We start from the raw sequence: 17,602 nt of genomic DNA, 5'->3' as shown, positions 1-17,602 counted from the left end.
AAAGGGCAAATGAATTGCCCTTTTTTTATGAATATTAGCTACTTAAGCTTTAAGAAAATTCTGGATGGCAGGTACCAGACGTTTAAGCAATTCATCTGCTTGTGCTTGAGTCATATTCAAAGGTGGGAGTAAACGCACCACAGAACCCGCAGTCACATTAATAATCAACTGATATTGATCACGTGCAATAGCAACCAACTCGGCACAGTCTTTTGGCAATTGAATCCCGATCATCATGCCGAAACCACGCACCTGAACATGATGATCCGCCAATTGCGCGCTTAACTGATCAACAATATATGCCCCTACGGTTGCCGCATTTTCAACAGCATTCTCTTTTTCCAGTGTATCCAGCACCGTGTAAACCACACGTGATCCCAATACCGTACCGCCATAGGTTGAACCATGACTGCCTGCACCCAGCAAGCCTACCGCTTTACCTTGGGTCATCACAGCACCTACAGGAAAGCCATTCCCCAAACCTTTTGCCGTGGTCATGACATCAGGAATGATATTGGTATGCTGATAGGCAAAATATTTACCAGTACGGCCATTACCCGTCTGGATCTCATCCAGCATCATCAGCCAGTTATGCTGATTACATAAAGCACGTACCTCTTCCAGATAGCTAAAGCCCTGAGGTGCAGTATTTACCCCACCTTCGCCTTGAATAGGTTCAATCAGGATCGCCACAATGTCAGGATGAGTAATGGCTGCTTCCTGAATTGCTTCAACATCGCCAAATGGCACACGAACAAAGCCGTCTACCAAGGGAGCAAAACCTTCCTGTACTTTCTTGTTACCTGTTGCAGATAAGGTTGCAAGTGTACGGCCATGGAAAGATTGTTCTGCCACTAAAATTTTAGGATTGGCAATCCCTTGTTGCGATCCGAACTTACGCGCAATTTTAATCGCACCTTCATTGGATTCCGCCCCGCTATTGGAGAAGAAGATTTCCTGCATTCCAGAAACTTCAGCCAGTTTTTGTGCTGCCGCCGTTTGCCAAGGAATTTCAAATAAATTACTGGTGTGAACCAAAGTTGCAGCCTGTTCAGCGATCGCCTCAGCAATTACCGGATGAGCATGCCCTAATCCACATACCGCAATCCCGGTTAATGCATCTAAATACTCGGTTCCATCTGCGGTATATAAATGCGCCCCTCGCCCTCGTACAAAGCTGATCGCCTGACGACCATAGGTCGCCATAAGATGTGTGGGTTGATCAGGTTGCACGGGAGCAAGAGTGATATTAGTCATAACAAACTCAATCTATCAGTAGTTGTAGTGGAAAAAGTTATATAAGCAAAAACTTGCATAGATTGAAAGCTTAAAGTCACTTTTATACAAGAAAAATCTTTTGCAATCCTCCGCCACGCTTTTTTTTAGGTATAATGCAGAAAGATTAGTAGAGGATCCTATCTATGACGGAACAAGCGCGTGATACAGTAGCGTTAATTCGTGATCAAATTGCGAAACACCCTGTTTTACTTTACATGAAAGGCACTCCACAATTCCCGCAATGTGGTTTTTCTGCTCGTGCAGTAGAAGCACTTAGCCAAATTGGTCGTCCATTTGCCTACGTAAATATCTTGGAAAATCAAGATATTCGTGCAACTTTGCCGCAAATTGCAAACTGGCCTACTTTCCCACAACTTTGGGTCAATGGCGAGTTGATTGGCGGTAGCGATATTATGCTTGAAATGTTCCAGAATGGTGAGTTAAAGCCATTGGTTGAACAGTACAGCCCAGCGCCTGAAGCATAAGCTGTAAAGCAAAAAGCCAATCACATGATTGGCTTTTTTATTGAAAGGGAGTTAGTTTTGACTAAAGCCCACATAGCGAAACATACCTTCTATCCCCAAATCGGCTTTAAAAATTTGCATTTCAGGATAATTTGCCTGACTCACCGTGGCGAAAATATTCATATTCGGATCTTCATGAATTTCATCAACCGATTGTGACAAAACCTCGTCGAAACGATCGGCGATAAATTCAAAGCCTAAGTCCATGGCCATAAATAAGGTATGTTCACAAGGTTGGATATACTGTTCCTGTTCCCAGTCTAAAACAGCATGCTGACAAAACGGACAGGTAATATTTTGAGTTGCATCGGCAATATGAATAAGTTGATAGGACATAATAATAGAGCATCAAAAATTTGATCCAGTTTAAAAGAATATGATGCCTGAATCTATCGTCTATACTTTGAATGAGAGGATTTCAATCATGGCAACACTTGAACGGGCGATTTCTCTTGCAGCAGAACGGCATGCAGGCCAAGTAGATAAAGCCGATGCCCCCTACATTCTGCATCCCTTGAGAGTGATGCTCAACATGCCGGATATTGAGCACAAAATCGTTGCCGTTTTACACGATATTTTAGAGGATACCGCCACCACGACGGATGAGCTATATGCGCTTGGTTTTCCCATGCATCTGATCGAAGCGATTGTTGCCCTGACAAAACAGCAAGGCGAATCCCGTATACAGGCTGCGCAGCGCACGGTACAGAATCCGATTGCACGTATTGTGAAACTGGCTGATCTCACTGACAATATGGACTTATCACGGATTCAGTCTCCGACAATGAAAGATTTTGAACGATTGAAACAATATCAACAGGTTCGAGATATCTTATTATCCCAAAATGTTTAATAATTACATTTATACTGTTTTAACCTGAACACAATAAGCTGGAGTTTATAGCGTAATGCTAACGGATTTAGATGATTTTTATTGCTTTGCGCTGGTGGTTGAACACGGCGGTTTTAGTGCGGCAGAACGTGCAACCGATATTCCTAAATCTAAACTCAGTCGTCGGGTATACAACCTCGAAGAGCAACTTGGCGTACGTCTGATTCAGCGTAGTTCGCGTCATTTCGCCGTGACCGATATCGGCATGGATGTATACCGCCATGCACAAGTCATGATGAATGCGGCGCAAGCAGCGCATGATGTGGTCAATCATTTAAGTAGCCAGCCGCGTGGTGTGATCAAAGTCAGTGTGCCGGTCGATATTGCCCAAAACCAGATGGCAAAAATCCTGCCAGCTTTCTTGAAAAAATATCCTGAAGTACGTGTTCAGATGATGGTGAGCAATCGCCGTGTAGACGTGATTAATGAAGGTATTGATCTGGCCTTACGGGTGCGCTCTAAACTGGACGATGATCCGAATCTGGTGCTCAGACAGTTTGAAGCGATTGAACAACGGCTTTTTGCCAGTCAGGCTTATTTAAATGAGTTTGGCAATCTCACTACACCAGAACAGCTCCCTGAACATCGGATTATCAGCATGGCTGAAGATCATCTTGATCAGCAATTTCTGTTAACGGGTCCAGATCAGCAGCAGAAAAAGATTAAGGTCAACCCGGTCATTATGGGCTCGAATCTTTTGATGCTGGCCGAGCTGGCAACACAAAATTGTGGAATTGCCTTATTACCGGACAGTATTGCACAAGACTTTGTTAAAACAGGACAGCTGGTGACCGTACTACCAGAGTGGACCGCTCCACATGGTATTTTCCATGCCGTCTATCCATCCCGTCGTGGCTTGTTACCTGCTGTACGTGTCTTTATTGACTATCTAGTTGAGCAACTCACCCAATGCTCAACAAAGAAAAGGCCCGGTTGATTTCCGAGCCTTTTCGACATCACAATAATAATTAAACGGCAGGATAATGCCCTGTACCTTCCGGCCACGGGGTAAGTAATTCAAAACCATCATCCGTTACCGCAACCATATGTTCCCATTGCGCCGACAGTGACTTATCTTTGGTGACCACTGTCCAGCCATCGTTTAGCTCTTTGACATGAGGTTTGCCTGCATTAACCATCGGTTCAATAGTAAAGACCATGCCCTTTTTCAGGACCATACCTTGGCCCTTTTGTCCGTAATGCAAAATATTGGGCTGTTCATGATAGATACGACCGATACCATGCCCACAATATTCACGAACAATGCTATAGCCGGCATTCTGGGCAACGGTCTGGATTGCATGCCCAATATCCCCCAATGTTGCACCCGGTTTGACGGTATGGATGCCTGCCAACATGGCTGCATAAGTGGTTTCGACCAGTTTCTTGGCCTCAGCGCTTGGTTGGCCGACAAAATACATGCGGCTGGTATCACCGAAATAGCCATCTTTAATCACGGCAACATCGATATTCAAGATGTCACCGTCTTGCAAAATCTTTTTGGCAGAAGGAATCGCATGACATACTTCTTCATTCACAGAAATACAGGTCGTCTTGGTAAAACCGTGATAGCCAACGTTGGCCGGAATCACCTGCAAGGTATTCACGATATAATCATTGCAGATATCATCTAAATATTCAGTTGAAACACCCGGTTTAATATACGCACCGATCATTTCTAACACTTGTGCCGCCAAACGACCTGAGATTCTTAATTTCTCAAGATCTTGTTCAGTTTTAATGGTCACAGTAGAAGCTCTCATTCGAGATTTTCCTTATTCATCTATCAGATTAATTTCACATGCAAGCAAAAGATATGAGGGCTGCATAAAGTATTTCAATAGTTGTACGCCCTTGCATAGAAATCTTCAATCTTTTTAAGACTAAAAGCGTACTTTTATTTTACATTTAATTTCGATTGTGCTGATTGAGAAAAGACATCAGCACTTTTTATTTTCTGAGTTTTAAAAACCTTTTCAATGCATTAGCTTTACCACAGCTAATTATATGATTTTCATAATTTCTTTTTAGTCAAAAAACAGACAATTTTCACATAAATTAGTTTCAAAAGAACGCTTTTTTATTCTAAAATTTGCACTTTTATTTTATGCCTCCCTCTTTATGAATCAACTTCGTACAGGAGATATCATTGCTTTAGGGTTTATGACCTTTGCGTTATTTATTGGCGCAGGCAATATTATCTTTCCTCCTATCGTTGCGCAGCAGGCTGGTGAACATGTCTGGCTGGCCGCTTTCGGTTTCTTAATTACTGCAGTTGGTTTACCTGTGATTACGATCATGGCTTTATCTCGCATGAAAGGCTCGATCGAAATCATCAGTTCGCCGCTTGGCCGTTTCTTTAGCTTACTGCTTACCATTGCTTGCTACCTGACTGTAGGACCGCTATTCGCGACACCTCGCACAGCTACCGTTTCTTATGAAATTGGCTTTGCACCTTATTTTGGTACTTCAGGTAGCAGCCTTTTTATCTATAGTATTGTTTATTTTGCTTTTGTGACTGCAGTTTCGCTGTATCCCAACAAACTGCTTGATACTGTAGGCCATGTGCTGGCACCTTTAAAAATCATTGCCCTCGCTATTTTAGGGATTGCCGCTTTTGCTATTCCAACCGGTCTGATTTCACCTGCAGTGAATAACTATGTCAGCAGCCCAGTATCTGAAGGTTTCGTCAGTGGTTATCTCACCATGGATACCTTGGGTGCTTTGGTATTCGGTATTGTGATTATTCAGGCGATTCAATCTCGCGGTGTCACAGATACCAAGCTCATTACCAAATATGCCATTATTGCAAGTTTGATTGCCGGTGTAGGACTGACCTTGGTCTATATCAGCTTATTTAAACTGGGTTTAGGCAGTCACGAAGTTGCGCCTGATGCAGCCAATGGTGCCATCATCCTCCATGCTTATGTACAGCATGCATTTGGTGATTACGGTTCTTACTTCCTCACCTGTCTGATTTTCCTTGCGTGTATGGTGACTGCGATTGGCCTGACCTGTGCTTGTGCAGAATATTTTAATGAATTAACTGGTTTATCTTATAAATTGCTTGTTTTCATTCTGACTGGCTTCTCGTTATTAATTTCCAATCTAGGTTTAACCAAGCTGATTGCTTTCTCTGTACCTGTACTGAGTGCCATTTACCCGCCAGCAATTGTTGTGATCATGCTCAGCTTTTTCTGGAAACGTTGGAATAATCCTTCTATTGTGGTTGGATCAGTTACCGCTATTGCGTTCCTGTTCGGTATTGTTGAAGCAATTAAAGCTGCCGGCTTTACCGCACAACTTCCAGCATTTATTCAGCACTTACCTTTAAATGAACAAAACCTTGCATGGTTACTCCCATCCTTGGCTGTTCTGGTAATTGCGATTGTGATTGACCGAGCGATGGCTCAGAAAAAGTAAAATGATTTGTCGTTAAAATGATGTTTTACCCAAACATGATTTTAGCTATACAAAAAATGTTCTTTTATCCAATGTTCATTTTTTGTTTACGACAAATCTTTCCTTTTTGATCAGGCAAGGATAAAAATTACTTATTTACATTGATGTGGTGATAGTAGATATTTTACGATAAAGTGATATCACTCACTTTATATACCCCTTATAAATATTTCATATTGTAAAAATATCGACCAATATTTAACTAAAAAATACTATAAATTAATATAAAAAATACTTTAAACCTTTATAAATCAATACATTCAAAAATTTATTTTCAAAATCCCCCTTTTTGCTCTTGAAATGCTCAGAAAATACCAGTACAACTTAAAAAACAATTCAGACAAAAACGCATGGTTTTGTCGTCACAACAAGGAGGGATGGAGATGTTATCAATACATTTCAACAAGCAAGTCTTCATTAACGCTCTGAAGGCAAATGATACAGTAGTATATGCAACCACAACGCTCGCCTTAATGGTTACGTTGTTATTTCAAGGCACAATTAAAGGTAATTTAAAACCTGAATATTTTGCATATGCATTGATTGTCTCTGTTGCCTTTTGTATGTGGGCGATCGTCGATCGAAAGTTTCGACAGTTAAGCGTAGCACGCCAAAAAAATTCTCTAGGGAGAATGGATGAGTAATCATCCATTTTTTTTAATTTAAAAACTTCGCTATTGTTCCCCATAACAACACTGTTGTAGCGCCTAACTCGACCATAATTAAAGTTAACATCATCAACGACATGCACCATACTGGCAAATTCAACCGCCCCACTTTATGCGGTTGCTTAAACTGATTGGTGGTGTCCTTTAATACACCATGCAAGATATAAATCAAAATCGACATCGCAAAAAAGAATAAGTTTGCAACCACACAGAATAAAACAAGCTGATCAGATAAAACCGTGAAATAGCTAAGTGCAGCTAAAATCAGGCTTGCAGATGCATATAGCAGACTACTCCGATGAGCGATATCCACATAATAGTGTGCTCTGGCCAGTTCAGACTGTCTGATCTGATAATACTTCCAGACCCCGGTTATCATCCCCACCCAAAGAAAAATACCACTGAATACAATAGCCAATTGCGTTGCTGTATTTAATACATACATGTTCTTTCCAGATTTCCTATACTTTGTTTTATACGGTTATATAACATAAAGTTTGACTTTTAAGTCATTTTTTAAACGGGTTTCTTTTTGGAACTTATGTAAAGTAATCCTATATATACATCAGAGTATCGTTTCCATGAATAGCGTTGAATCTTTCTGGATCAGTTGCAAGGACGGCTATCAACTTGCTGCTCAATTCTATCCAGTACTCAATTCCGATAAGCCCTACCCGATTCTAATCTGCCCAGCAACTGGTATCACCAAAAATTTTTATCATGCATTTGCCCAATGGTTGAATCAACAAGGTTATCCAGTATTGAGTTTTGATTTCCGCGGAATTGGGGAATCCTTACATGGTGCATTAAAAGACTCCACAGCAAGCATTAATGACTGGGGAATTTATGACATTCCTGCTGCAATTGAGGCATTGTTGAATCGTACACAAGCGGAAAAAGTCATTATTGTTGGCCATAGTGCCGGAGGACAACTGCTTGGCATCGCTTCAAATTATCACAAGGTTGCCAAAGTATTAGCAATTGCGGGCTCAACAGGCCATGTCAAAGGCCTCAAAGGTAAAACCAAGGTACTCGCACCGCTGATGTTCAATGTCATTTTCCCAGTTTCGAGCTTTGTTAAAGGTTATGGCGCAACTCAATTTATCGGGATGGGTGAAAACCTGCCTAAAAATGTTGCAAAACAATGGGCTGAGTTTTGTAGTAAGCCCGGTTATGTCATGAATGCCATAGGAAAAACTATTTTTGAAGATTATCATCAGCAAATTCAATGCCCTATCACATCGTTCTGGGCAACCGATGATGAAATTGCGACGCACAGCAATGTCAAAGATTTACTTCGTTTGTATCCGAATGCACAGACCAAATTAATTGAACTGAATCCGCAACAGCTTGGATATAAGCAGATTGGACACATGCTGATGTTCAAGAAATCACATCAAAAGATCTGGCCAATATTGGAAAGTGAATTACGGATTTAATCTGGACCGTTAAAAAGGTTTAAGGTTTAAGTTCATTGCCTGTTCTGCTTTGCGCATCTCAACCTGTAATCCTGTTGAGGTGCGTTTTTTTGTATGCTGTTTCTAAAAAATACAACACAACCTGATTGCCCTAAGCATCTTTTTATAAATTTACGAGAAAAGTGTGACAAAGAATGTATTTATTCATCTTTTAAAAAAGATTTCACAAGTCACATTTTAACCACTTGTTCAAAGCAAACTTATGTATTCGCTATTTATTTAAGCTTTATTTATTTTATAAATATATTGATTTTGTATATTTATGACATTTTAGACAGAAATTTTTATAAAAATGTCACGTCAAAATTCGTATTTTTTTTCTACAATACAAATATTCTATAGTCCAGCACAGCTGTAAAACTGTAGAATCCCGTTAGGGGTTAGACGACTGGATAGTTCATCTTTAATAGCTGATTTATGTGACTTTTATGATGACTTCTCTATTCAGAACAAAGATAATTTACAAATTATCTTCGGACAAAGATGTTAAAAATGGAATGTTAAAAAAATCAGGAAAGGGATTTTTGTTAACAGGCAAATTGTAGACATTTCATGGAATCTTAGAGCTAAATTGGATTAGCTCCTTGTGCAAGCATAGGAAATAAGTAATGCCAAAAAAATATGCGCGTTTTTTACCTACAGCCGATTCATTTAATCTGGAAGACTTCCCTTTTTACTGGATTTCTCAAGTAAATGCTCAGTATGTCCAAAACATCGATAATGTACTGAAAAAGTATGGTCTAGACAATTCACGTCGCCGTATTCTGATTGCCTTGCACGTCAAACCTCATGCCAGCGTATCTGAACTTTCTGAGATGGTCATTTCAAAAATGTCGACCACGACCAAGATCGTATATCGCCTCAAAGATGAAGGCTATATTGATACTTATTCGTGCAAGGAAGATGGACGTATTACCCGTGTTCATCTGACTGAAAAAGGTCAGGAAATGATTACCAAAATCAATGATCTGACCGCCATAATCCTGGAACAGTCTTTTGACGGTTTGACACCATTACAAATCGAGAAGACCATGGAAATCCTGCGACATATGTTTAAAAATCTCGCACGTTAATACAATGATAAAAAAGGCTTCATCAGGAAGCCTTTTTTTGATTTGAAAAATTATAAATCAAACATATTTAGCTGGGGTGTGACTTTTTCTATTTTTGCCTTTGGTACATGTAGGCACTCAAACTCTTCCACCGGAAAACCTTGCATAAACTCATACAGCTGATGAGGTTGTTTTAAGCTTAACCATTCATCTAAGCGCTCATGCGGAATCACCACGACCGATCGTTTAACATCCCCCGGTTCATGGAAATCCTTCATCATCGGGTGGTCTATGGCATTCATGGTCAGCATGGTGGCCGAACGGATCACCTGATCATTCAGTTTGCGGATCTCATATAAAGCAGCGATAAAGAAAGCTTTTCCATCTTTGCGACGGACTGCCCAACGTTGCGGCTTATTGTCAATATATTTACTTTCATAAAACTCGGTCACTGGAATGACGCCGAATTTACATTTTGAGGCAGCTTCCAGAAAACTCGGTTTTTGAAACAGTGTTTCATGTCGGGCATTATAGGTATGCTTGGAAATATTGGTATCTTCCGACCATTTCGGCACCAAACCAAATAACACCTCACGCCATTCATAGCCGTGGTCCGATTTAAATAGCAACGGGGTTTTATAGCTCGGATAGACCTCTTCCACATATTCGAATGGAATCGGAGGCAAGCCCAACTGCAGCGCTTGTTCAATGGTCAAGGGTTTAAAATTGGCACACATGACTGTTATATGGGTGTAACTCGCAAAATTTAAAGTTAAAAAAAGGAGGTTTATTCACCTCCCTTTTTATGGAAAAATTTATCCAAATAATTTTTTCATTTTTGCACTTAAGCCATGAATAAAGCGATGCTTGGCATTGGCTTTATCGCTGGTTAAAAAATTGATCTGGATTGATTGACGCTGTCCTTCATAAGGAACATAGCCATGCCAGCCATTATCCGTGACTTTAAAGGCAACTAATGTCCCTGGACCCGCATCAATCTCAGCCACATAGTCATCCATGTTCTTTTCATCATTCAAGATACGTAGACGGCCAGTAGGTGCATCCCAAGATTCATTTAAATAAATCAGGATAGTCAGCAGTTTGGTTTTTGAATCCGAGTGAATCCGGCCATCTTTTTGACGTGAATAACCACGTAACGTGATCATCATCGGATGTTCCATCACATCCACATCAAATTTTTCAGTTAAAATCTGACGAAATTCTTTGGTATCTAATGATTTTAAGAAACGATCAAAATTAGGCTTAATTTCAACATCTTCAATGTTATAGCTTCCACCTTGTTCAATCTTTGGAAAATCCTGAATCACAGCTTTCACTTCGCTGTCTACAATTGAATTTTCCACCACAAAGTAAGGATATGGCGTAGTTGAAACCTGCGCCTGTTTTAAAGCATCTAATTTTAGAATTTGTGACATCGCTATGATTCGGCTAAATGATCAAACTGCGATAATTATAACAAATATTTCAGCGCTAATCTGTTTAATCCTGTTTTTAACAATATTTGATCCTCACCCAAACAAAGCAAGCAGATACCTTGTTTTTCTGAATCGCAGCTATAAAAAAAGCCTCCGAAGAGGCTTCTTTATTCAGATGAAATTAATCACCGGTATAACCTTTTAATTTTAAACGTGCGGCATGGAGTAATGGCTCTGTATAACCCGATGGCTGCTCTGCACCTTTAAAGATCAGGTCAGACGCTGCCTGGAATGCAATACCATCGAAGTTAGGTGCCATTGGCGTATAAAGTGGATCATTGGCATTTTGCTGGTCTACAATCACAGCCATGCGCTTAAGCACTTCTTCAACCTGTTCACGCGTTACGATCCCGTGACGCAACCAGTTTGCAACGTGTTGAGATGAAATACGTAATGTTGCACGGTCTTCCATCAAGCCTACATTGTTGATATCTGGCACTTTAGAACAGCCAACACCTAAATCGACCCAGCGAACTACATAACCCAAGATACCTTGACAGTTATTTTCAAGTTCGTTGTTTAACTCTTCTGCAGTCCAGTTGGTTTCTGCTGCAAACGGCGGTGTTAACAAGTCATCTAAAGACAACATGTTTTCAGCAGCCAATTCGTCTTGGCGTGCTTTTACATTGATCTGGTGATAATGCAAGGCATGAAGTACCGCACCTGTTGGAGATGGAACCCATGCACACGATGCACCTGCATTTGGATGCGCAGTTTTAGTCGCCAACATATCTTTCATGCTGTCTGGTTTTGGCCACATGCCTTTACCAATTTGCGCTTTGCCTTGTAAACCGCATGCCAAACCAATGGCAACGTTACGGTTTTCGTAAGCAGCAATCCATTTTTGTGTTTTAACTGCTTCTTTACGAACCACTGGTGCAGCTTCCATAGAGGTATGGATTTCATCACCCGTACGGTCCATAAAGCCCGTGTTGATGAAGATAGTACGGTCTTTTGCAGCAGCAATACAGTTCTTCAGGTTGACAGAGGTACGGCGCTCTTCGTCCATAATGCCGATTTTGAGCGATTTTTCTGGTAAACCAATCGCTTGTTCAGCACGTTCAAACAATTCAACGGCAAACGCAACTTCTTCTGGACCATGCATTTTAGGCTTAACAATATACATTGAGCCTTTACGAGAGTTTTTATTCTCGTTTTGACCACGAATATCCGCAACGGTAAGTAACGGCGTGATTAGTGCATCCATGATGCCTTCAAACACTTCTTCGCCATCTACAAGGATCGCAGGGTTTGTCATCAAATGTCCAACATTACGAAGCAACATCAATGAACGACCATGTAAAGTGGTTGTACCACCAATCAGGTTTTGAACGGTACGGTCTTTATTTAAGGCACGGGTAATGGTTTTACCATTTTTCTCGATTGACTCTTGCAAGTCACCTTTCATCAAGCCTAACCAGTTACGGTAGCCTTCAACTTTCTCTTCTGCATCGACCGCAGCAACCGAATCTTCCAAATCCTGAATCGTGGTTACAGCAGCTTCAAGGGTTAAGTCTTTGACACCCGCAGCATCAGTTTTACCTACCGGGCTATTTGCATCAATCTCAATGATTACATGCAAGCCATTATTTAATAAAACGATTTCTGCAGGAGCCGCAGCATCGCCATTGAAGCCAACAAATTGAGATGGATGCGCCAAAGTAGTGGTTGAACCATCTTTTAAAGTCACAGCCAAAGCGTTGTTTACTACCGCATATTGGGTTGCATCTGCATGTGAACCTTGTGCCAATGGGAAAGTCTGGTTTAAGAAGTCCTTAGCAAAAGCGATAACCTTGTCACCACGTACCGGGTTATAGCCCTTACCTTTTTCTGCGCCGCCCTCTTCAGAGATGACATCTGTACCGTAAAGCGCATCATATAACGAACCCCAACGCGCATTGGCTGCGTTTAGGCAGTAACGTGCATTACGTACAGGTACAACCAATTGTGGGCCTGCAAGTAAAGCAATTTCTTCATCTACATTTTCAGTGCTGACTTTGAAGTCTGCAACTTCAGGTACCAGATAACCGATTTCGGTCAAGAATGCTTTATAAGCATTAAGTTCAAATTTATTATTACGATGCCATTCATCAATCTTCGCTTGAAGATCATCACGCTTAGCCAATAATGCCTTGTTCTTTGGGCTAAGGTCGACAACGACTTGCTCGAAGTTTTTCCAGTAAGTTTCACTCTCTAAACCAGTCCCTGGTAAAGCTTCATTTTCGATGAAATCATAAAGTTCTTTAGCAATCGCTAGCTTGCCTTTTTGAATACGTACAGTCATTGTCTTTCCTGATGGTGCTAACTTTTTATAACAAGAATTCTAGTATACTGATTTATACTAGCCTGAATAGTAATATCACATTCCTAAATAGTAAGCATTTTCCCTATTAGACGTATTGACAAACAAGATTTTTTATATTCATCAAAATATCAAATACAGATACTTTTCTTTTTAGTTATGCAACATACTCCCTTTTCAAACTCATCTAGTTATAACAAAATTCAATCAGGAATAAAGTGTTATGCACGTAACTTTATAAAAAAAGGCATTCCGAAGAATGCCTTTGTGATTTATGAGGTCTGTGCGACCTGAATCTGCCGATGCTCTGAATGCAGATAATCATCCGATTGCATTTCCAGTAAACGTGAACGCGTCCGTTCAATTTCAAATGCCAGTTTCTCACCTTCATACAGATCAATGATTGAATCTTCAGAGGTAAGAATCAGTTTTACACCACGGTCATAAAATTCATCGACCAGATAAATAAAACGACGTGTCCCTTCAGACAGGAAATCAGTCAAATGCGGAACATTACTCACCAATACAGTATTGTAAATGTTGGCAATTTCAATAAAGTCGGCCGGGCTACGCGGTTTAAAACATAGTTCCGAGAATTCACACCACAATACATCTTCAGTATGACCTAAAGTCTCTACTACACGATTATTGATCATGATTGGAGAATTAGATTGTGCCTGCGTCTGGGTCAATGCTTTAAAACGACCTGATAACCAAGCTTGGGCATCATCGGTTAATGGATACTTGAACAGTTGCGCTTGTTTCAAGACACGTAGACGATAATCCACGCCGGCATCTACGTTTAAGACTACGCAGTTTTTCTTGACCAGCTCAATGGTTGGCAAGAAACGGTCACGATGAATCCCGTTCTTATATAAGCCATCTGGTGCAATATTTGAAGTTGCAACCAGTGTAATGCCACGTTCAAATAGCTTCTGGAATAAATCGCTCAGGATCATTGCATCAGTAACGTTCGATACGAAAAATTCGTCAAAGCAAATTACAACAGCATCTTTATAAATCTGATCTGCAACCAAATCTAAAGGATTGCGTTGACCTGCAAGCTTATTCAACTCTTTGTGGACATGTTGCATAAAGTGATGGAAGTGCATACGCATTTTACGGCGGAATGGAACAGATTCATAAAACTGATCCATCAACCACGTTTTGCCACGACCTACACCACCCCACATATAAACGCCTTTCGGATAGGTTTGACGACGGAAACGTCGAAACGCCTTCTTGGAAGCCTTATAACGGGTGAGTAACTCTTTCCATACTCGGTCTAACTCTCGCACAGCCTGAGCTTGTGCTTCATCTGGCATGAATTGTCCTGACTCAAGTGCTTGAGTATAACGCTCAGCAGGTGACGTTGGGATAAATGCAGTGCTATGTGAGTCTGGTTTAGAATTTGACATAAGGTGTTATTGCAATTTTAATTGGTGAAAATTATATCGAACATTCTGTTCAATGACATTAGATTTTAGGCTTAATTATCATGGAGTTTAAACATCATAATGTACCATTTTTAATCATTTAATGATGGCGGTTATATTGTCTTGGACTCAGTCCAAACCATCTTTTAAAGGCATGATTAAACGCTGCCGGTTCAGAATAACCTAACATTTCGGCCACCTGTTCAATCGAATATGAACTGTTTTCGATGAATTTTATCGCCTTCTGTTGAATCAGCTTTTCACGAATTTCCTTATAGCTGGTCTGCATTTGCTGCAATTGATGTCTTAACGTGCGCTCAGGAATATGCAAGGCACAGGCCGTTTCCGCCATGGTCGGAATGACACCGTTTTGCATTTCCAGATAATCCTTCACATACTCCACCACGGTCAATTTCAGACTGGCACTTTTTTCTAGATTTTGAATATCCGCTAGGCATTTTTCTTCATAAATGCGATAGGTCAACACATCAGCAGAGGGAATTTTAATGTTAAGTATTTGGGTATTTTCTAATATGAAGGCAGCCTCTCTGCATCCAAATTTGACATCCTGCCCATAATAATCCTGATACGCTGCAAGCAAATTTAAGTCTTTCGGGCGGGTAAATGGCAATTCGATCCGGATATTCGGAATCTCCAGCCCCATCATTTTAAAAATATCTTGTAAGAACTTATAGGTCCCTGAAATTTCACATTGCGCGCGCAATTGCCCTAAATGTGTATTTAGATCAACCGGCTGATAGAACAGATAAATAAAATCTTCTTTAATTTCGAGATGTAAAGAACCAAACAAATGGGTTAATTGCTGAAACTGCACACCATTCAACAATGCCTTATGTAAGGTTTCACTGGTCACCAACAGCATCAGGAATGGCCCATAACCTGCCAGCGCATAATGCTGCCCGATGAACAGACCTTGTTCAGGTGAAATATCCTGACTAATATGTTGCAAGATATCCCATTCGATCTCATCAGGAATAATTGAACCTGGATCTAAGGCATCGGCGTGTATACCCATGTTGGCTAAACGTGCATCCACATCAATGCCGACATGACGCATGCCCTGAATCAAATACATCAATCCGAGGATAGATCTCTTCATAGTTCCTAATGCAGTTCTCAAAACTTTAATGTTTTACTATAAAAACCTGAGCAAATGAATTGCCGAAATGGTCAAGTTTTACGTCGGTACAATCATATTTAATCTCGATAAAACCGTTAAACTGGCACAAAATTTAGCTGTACAGGATATAAGCTATGGGTAATGTAACCAAAAATGCGATTCAAAAAACAAAAGTGGCAATTATTGGTGCAGGTTTTGGTGGTTTAGCGATGGCCATTCGCCTGTTGCAAAGTCAAATTAATGATTTTGTAATTTTAGAAAAAACCAATGACGTCGGTGGTACATGGCGTGAAAACCAATATCCGGGGGCAGCATGCGATGTGCAGTCACATATGTATTCCCTGTCTTTTGCGCCAAAAACCGACTGGTCAAAACGTTATGCAGAAGCAGATGAGATTTTTACCTATATTCAGGACATCACAGCACAATATCAATTAAAAGACTATTGCAAATTCGGACATGAAGTGACCAAAGCCGAGTTTGATGAAAACCGCAATGTCTGGACCCTAGACTTTAAAGATCAGGCCACCCTCGAAGCTCAATTTGTGATCTTTGCTTCTGGCCCGCTGCATGTTCCACAAATTCCTCATGTCAAAGGCATTGAAAGTTTTAAGGGCAAAGTCTTCCATTCGTCCCAATGGGATCACGATTATGATTTAACAGGTAAATCCGTTGCATCTATTGGCACAGGTGGTAGTGCCATTCAGTACATTCCAGAAATCGCACCCGAAGTTAAGCAGCTCTATGTATTGCAACGTACTGCTGCCTGGGTCATTCCGCGTGATGAACGTAAATACTCGCAGCTCAGCAAAACACTCTTTAAAGCGTCGAATATTTATCGTCAGATTCACAGAACCCGCCTGTACTGGACCAATGAATCTCGTGTTGTACCGATTGTGCAGCCAAAAATCATGAAATACGGCCAAAAACTGGCAGAAGCTTTTATCCGTTTGCAGGTCAAGGACAAAGAACTGGCGAAAAAACTGACCCCTGATTTTGTCATGGGCTGCAAGCGTATTTTGATTTCTAATAAATACTTCCCGACCTTTAACCGTGACAATGTTGAACTGGTGACGGATGCTATTCAGGAAATTACAGCGAACGGGATCATGACCAAAGATGGTAAAGAACGCCAAATAGATTGCCTGATTTATGGTACGGGCTTCATTACCGATCCACGCATTTATTTAAAGCATTTCAACTGTATTGGTCGTAATGGCATTGAACTGAAACAGGCATGGAAAGATGGTGCGGAAAGCTATTATGGTATCAGCACCAAAAACTTCCCGAATTTGTTCCAGTTACTTGGACCCAATACTATTCTTGGTCATAACTCTGTAATTTTCATGATCGAATCACAAGTGAACTATATTCTGCAACTGATTCAAACCGTCGATCAAACCAAGACGCAAGCTGTCGAAATCAAGCAGGATGTTCAGGATCAGTTCAATGAACGTGTACAAGAGCAACTGAAAGGCACGGTCTGGCAAGCGGGTGGCTGTAGCAGTTGGTATCAAGCTGCTGATGGCAAAAACTTTTCATTATGGCCTACCTATACCTGGAGATACTGGCTTGAGACACGCAAAGTAAACGTGGCTGATTATAATTTTATTAGTCACTCAACTTCTGCCAAATCCGATGCTGCATAATTAGCAAAATACAGCTAAAAAGCCCTTGAACGTCTCAGGGGCTTTTTTATTTTAGAATGATACAACGACTTACACCTCCTACTTGTCCTCTTTTATTTCTTTATCATTTCCAATTTAAAACTGCATTTCTTTTTATAGGCAAAAACGAAAAATTCATGCTAAGATTTTAACTACCTATCGTTAGGTAGTCAAATAATGTCTGTTCACTTCCTTCTTGCCCTAGA

Annotated in this window: 17 protein-coding genes; 8 read left to right on the top strand and 9 right to left on the bottom strand. The window is 40.6% G+C overall.

The window, feature by feature from the left end:
* Positions 1 to 42: 42 nt before the first annotated feature.
* A complete protein-coding gene (locus IEV39_RS04550) occupies positions 43 to 1,257 on the bottom strand; it encodes an aspartate aminotransferase family protein (protein ID WP_005286176.1) in 1,215 nt (404 codons plus the stop codon).
* A gap of 164 nt (positions 1,258 to 1,421) precedes the next feature.
* On the opposite strand from IEV39_RS04550, the gene grxD reads away from it, so the two are divergent.
* Positions 1,422 to 1,763: a Grx4 family monothiol glutaredoxin gene (grxD, locus tag IEV39_RS04545; protein WP_004772459.1), complete on the top strand. Its 342-nt coding sequence runs from the start codon at positions 1,422 to 1,424 to the stop codon at positions 1,761 to 1,763.
* Between the two features lie 51 nt (positions 1,764 to 1,814).
* Here grxD and IEV39_RS04540 read toward each other — a convergent pair whose 3' ends face one another.
* Positions 1,815 to 2,138 (bottom strand): hypothetical protein, encoded by a 324-nt coding sequence (locus IEV39_RS04540; protein ID WP_005286180.1) that lies wholly within the window; start codon positions 2,136 to 2,138, stop codon positions 1,815 to 1,817.
* A gap of 88 nt (positions 2,139 to 2,226) precedes the next feature.
* Here IEV39_RS04540 and IEV39_RS04535 point away from each other — a divergent pair, with 88 nt between their 5' ends.
* Together IEV39_RS04535 and IEV39_RS04530 are read left to right on the top strand one after the other, a co-directional pair.
* On the top strand, positions 2,227 to 2,655 hold the full coding sequence (locus IEV39_RS04535; RefSeq protein ID WP_005286183.1) for a hypothetical protein: 429 nt from the start codon (positions 2,227 to 2,229) through the stop codon (positions 2,653 to 2,655).
* A 55-nt stretch (positions 2,656 to 2,710) separates the two neighbouring features.
* Positions 2,711 to 3,631 (top strand): LysR family transcriptional regulator, encoded by a 921-nt coding sequence (locus tag IEV39_RS04530; protein ID WP_005230772.1) that lies wholly within the window; start codon positions 2,711 to 2,713, stop codon positions 3,629 to 3,631.
* Between the two features lie 31 nt (positions 3,632 to 3,662).
* Here the strand turns inward: IEV39_RS04530 and map are convergent, their stop codons facing one another.
* Positions 3,663 to 4,457, bottom strand: coding sequence for a type I methionyl aminopeptidase (gene map / locus IEV39_RS04525; protein WP_005286186.1), 795 nt, complete (start codon positions 4,455 to 4,457; stop codon positions 3,663 to 3,665).
* 358 nt (positions 4,458 to 4,815) lie between these two features.
* Between map and brnQ the strand changes: the two genes are divergently transcribed.
* Positions 4,816 to 6,117 (top strand): branched-chain amino acid transport system II carrier protein, encoded by a 1,302-nt coding sequence (gene brnQ, locus IEV39_RS04520; protein WP_005286189.1) that lies wholly within the window; start codon positions 4,816 to 4,818, stop codon positions 6,115 to 6,117.
* A gap of 422 nt (positions 6,118 to 6,539) precedes the next feature.
* Positions 6,540 to 6,800, top strand: a complete 261-nt coding sequence (locus tag IEV39_RS04515; RefSeq protein ID WP_005230776.1) for a hypothetical protein — start codon at positions 6,540 to 6,542, stop codon at positions 6,798 to 6,800.
* A gap of 13 nt (positions 6,801 to 6,813) precedes the next feature.
* Here the strand turns inward: IEV39_RS04515 and IEV39_RS04510 are convergent, their stop codons facing one another.
* Positions 6,814 to 7,269, bottom strand: a complete 456-nt coding sequence (locus IEV39_RS04510) for a hypothetical protein (protein ID WP_005286193.1) — start codon at positions 7,267 to 7,269, stop codon at positions 6,814 to 6,816.
* A gap of 136 nt (positions 7,270 to 7,405) precedes the next feature.
* On the opposite strand from IEV39_RS04510, the gene IEV39_RS04505 reads away from it, so the two are divergent.
* Together IEV39_RS04505 and IEV39_RS04500 are read left to right on the top strand one after the other, a co-directional pair.
* Positions 7,406 to 8,263 carry an alpha/beta hydrolase family protein gene (locus IEV39_RS04505; RefSeq protein WP_005286195.1) on the top strand — a complete coding sequence of 286 codons (858 nt, stop codon included), beginning with the start codon at positions 7,406 to 7,408 and terminating at the stop codon, positions 8,261 to 8,263.
* Positions 8,264 to 8,910: 647 nt separating this feature from the next.
* Complete coding sequence (locus IEV39_RS04500) at positions 8,911 to 9,375, top strand: MarR family winged helix-turn-helix transcriptional regulator (RefSeq protein WP_005230779.1); 465 nt, start codon at positions 8,911 to 8,913, stop codon at positions 9,373 to 9,375.
* Between the two features lie 50 nt (positions 9,376 to 9,425).
* Here the strand turns inward: IEV39_RS04500 and IEV39_RS04495 are convergent, their stop codons facing one another.
* From IEV39_RS04495 to IEV39_RS04475, 5 genes are all read right to left on the bottom strand, one after another.
* The gene (locus IEV39_RS04495) at positions 9,426 to 10,091 is read right to left on the bottom strand and encodes an SOS response-associated peptidase (protein WP_005286198.1); all 666 of its coding nucleotides are present in this window, start codon (positions 10,089 to 10,091) and stop codon (positions 9,426 to 9,428) included.
* Between the two features lie 78 nt (positions 10,092 to 10,169).
* Positions 10,170 to 10,790 (bottom strand): 2OG-Fe(II) oxygenase, encoded by a 621-nt coding sequence (locus IEV39_RS04490; RefSeq protein ID WP_005230781.1) that lies wholly within the window; start codon positions 10,788 to 10,790, stop codon positions 10,170 to 10,172.
* 181 nt (positions 10,791 to 10,971) lie between these two features.
* On the bottom strand, positions 10,972 to 13,134 hold the full coding sequence (locus IEV39_RS04485) for a malate synthase G (protein ID WP_005286203.1): 2,163 nt from the start codon (positions 13,132 to 13,134) through the stop codon (positions 10,972 to 10,974).
* 290 nt (positions 13,135 to 13,424) lie between these two features.
* The gene (gene zapE, locus IEV39_RS04480; protein ID WP_009512745.1) at positions 13,425 to 14,570 is read right to left on the bottom strand and encodes a cell division protein ZapE; all 1,146 of its coding nucleotides are present in this window, start codon (positions 14,568 to 14,570) and stop codon (positions 13,425 to 13,427) included.
* A gap of 118 nt (positions 14,571 to 14,688) precedes the next feature.
* Positions 14,689 to 15,708 (bottom strand): AraC family transcriptional regulator, encoded by a 1,020-nt coding sequence (locus IEV39_RS04475; RefSeq protein WP_005286209.1) that lies wholly within the window; start codon positions 15,706 to 15,708, stop codon positions 14,689 to 14,691.
* 155 nt (positions 15,709 to 15,863) lie between these two features.
* Here IEV39_RS04475 and IEV39_RS04470 point away from each other — a divergent pair, with 155 nt between their 5' ends.
* On the top strand, positions 15,864 to 17,378 hold the full coding sequence (locus IEV39_RS04470; protein ID WP_005286212.1) for a flavin-containing monooxygenase: 1,515 nt from the start codon (positions 15,864 to 15,866) through the stop codon (positions 17,376 to 17,378).
* The last annotated feature ends 224 nt before the right edge of the window (positions 17,379 to 17,602 follow it).

It is taken from the genome of Acinetobacter courvalinii (genome assembly GCF_014635545.1).
Lineage (GTDB): Bacteria > Pseudomonadota > Gammaproteobacteria > Pseudomonadales > Moraxellaceae > Acinetobacter > Acinetobacter courvalinii.
The sequence above is the reverse complement of the archived record's forward strand: the minus strand, read 5'-3'. Positions and strand labels throughout refer to the sequence as shown.